The following is a 1,728-nucleotide window of genomic DNA, read 5'->3' as shown; positions in this document are numbered from 1 at the left end:
CCATTTACCTTGCATCTCTAACTTTTCAAAACCATCATATTTATTCATACCGGCTTCAAGATTATGAAGCTCACTATCTTTATCTCTGCTCACGACAAGGGTTTCATTGGTTCCATCCGCTTTTAAAACATCTTCAATAATTGTTTTTTCATTGACGATAACGCGAGTTGGAGCCGAATTTCTGTTGATACTTGACCACTTTGAAACTTTAGAATTTTTTAAATCTACTTCTAACAGCCCACTCTTCTCTCCATAATCGCTGATATACAATGATGCTGTCCCACGATTAACCACTAACCCTCTCTCAGCATTAACACTTAGTGTCCCTATGTTCTTTGAGTTAATAAAATACCCATTATGAAAATATAGGCTTAGGGTTCCAGGTATCTCTCCACTATTTTCTCCGTATAAATTTTTTGCACCTATTGGAGTGCCTACGACTCCACGATCAAGTTTATATAAGCTGTAATCTTCTTCTGTTTTTCGAGTAGGAATCGGTTTTATATAAGCACCGTTACCTTCTTTAATAAATTCATCTACTGTCTTTGGTTTTAAAGAAGCTTTATGTAATTCCTTACGTATCTCATACAATCTATTGCTGTTAATGAAAGTAACCTTTCCTATATTAACTAAAGTTCCTTCACATTCCCTATTAGGAACACACAATCTCATGATATCAAATTCATTGTCTATTTCAATGCCGGGTTCAGGGGGGTTGTCGTCTGGATATTCTTCACGATATTCTTCAAGAAATTTTTTATATTCTTCATCCTTAATTTTTTCACGATATTTTTTATATTCTTCTATAATATTTTTATAAGTCTCATAAGGAACATATTTTTTACCCCTATCTTCAGGGGCAAAATATTCATCCTTATCTTTTGGTGGGTGATTTTTATAAAAATCTTCTAGGTATTTTTCATATTCCTTTTTTGTATCTGTATTAGGCTCTGGCGCTTTATAACGTCCTTTACCAGCTTTAATAAAGTCATCAATCGTCATGTATGAAAGTATTGTCCCTTTATTGGAAAAAGTAAAATTTTCAGCTGCTCCAAAGTTAACCTCATTAAATACAGAATAGCCAGTATTTGAAAGAACAACATTTTTTCCATTAAACTTAGATTTATCTAGCATACTAGGAGAATCTTTAGAACCTTCAGTCTCTAATATTAAATCATTTCCTGCTTTTATCTCACTTGTATCTTGTTTTGATGTTATCTTACCTGAATTCTTGAAGTAAAAATCCTTTCCTGAAATTAAATGTATTGCAGGTTGATTGTTCGATGGACCAGTTCCTTTCCCAGTGATATTTCCCTTATTTTCAATATAAATGAGATTATTCACACCAGTGACAGGTGGGCGATAAATGTTTCCCCCTCCCTGTACCCAACGCGTAGAAAAAACTTCGGTATAAGATGAAAGATCTTTATTGTTAATCAACTTCAAATTATTTAAAGGCGGTCTTCCACTATGTAGATAAAACAAATAAGCTCCTCCACCATCAATAGTCTTATTATAAAGTCCTGATACACTTTCATTTCCCTCAGAAAATACGGATTGCCCTTCAACTTTACGATCATATTTAACTTCTTTTTCTTTTTTCTTAATATCCTCAACAGCCTTATTTATATTATCTGTAATAGATTTTTTTCTAGCCTCATATTCTTCATCGTTAAGAGGTAAAGGTTTATTTTCTTCCGAATTAGAATCCTGAGAATATGCAGGAAA

At 33.0% G+C, this 1,728-nt stretch carries 1 protein-coding gene; it reads right to left on the bottom strand.

The genetic code is table 11. From position 1 onward, the window contains the following. On the bottom strand, positions 1 to 1,728 hold a 1,728-nt coding region (locus ABW51_RS10190; protein ID WP_197271865.1), incomplete at both ends, for a hypothetical protein.

The sequence above is a fragment of the Haemophilus sp. C1 genome (assembly GCF_001276515.1).
Classification (GTDB): domain Bacteria; phylum Pseudomonadota; class Gammaproteobacteria; order Enterobacterales; family Pasteurellaceae; genus Haemophilus.
The sequence above is the reverse complement of the archived record's forward strand: the minus strand, read 5'-3'. Positions and strand labels throughout refer to the sequence as shown.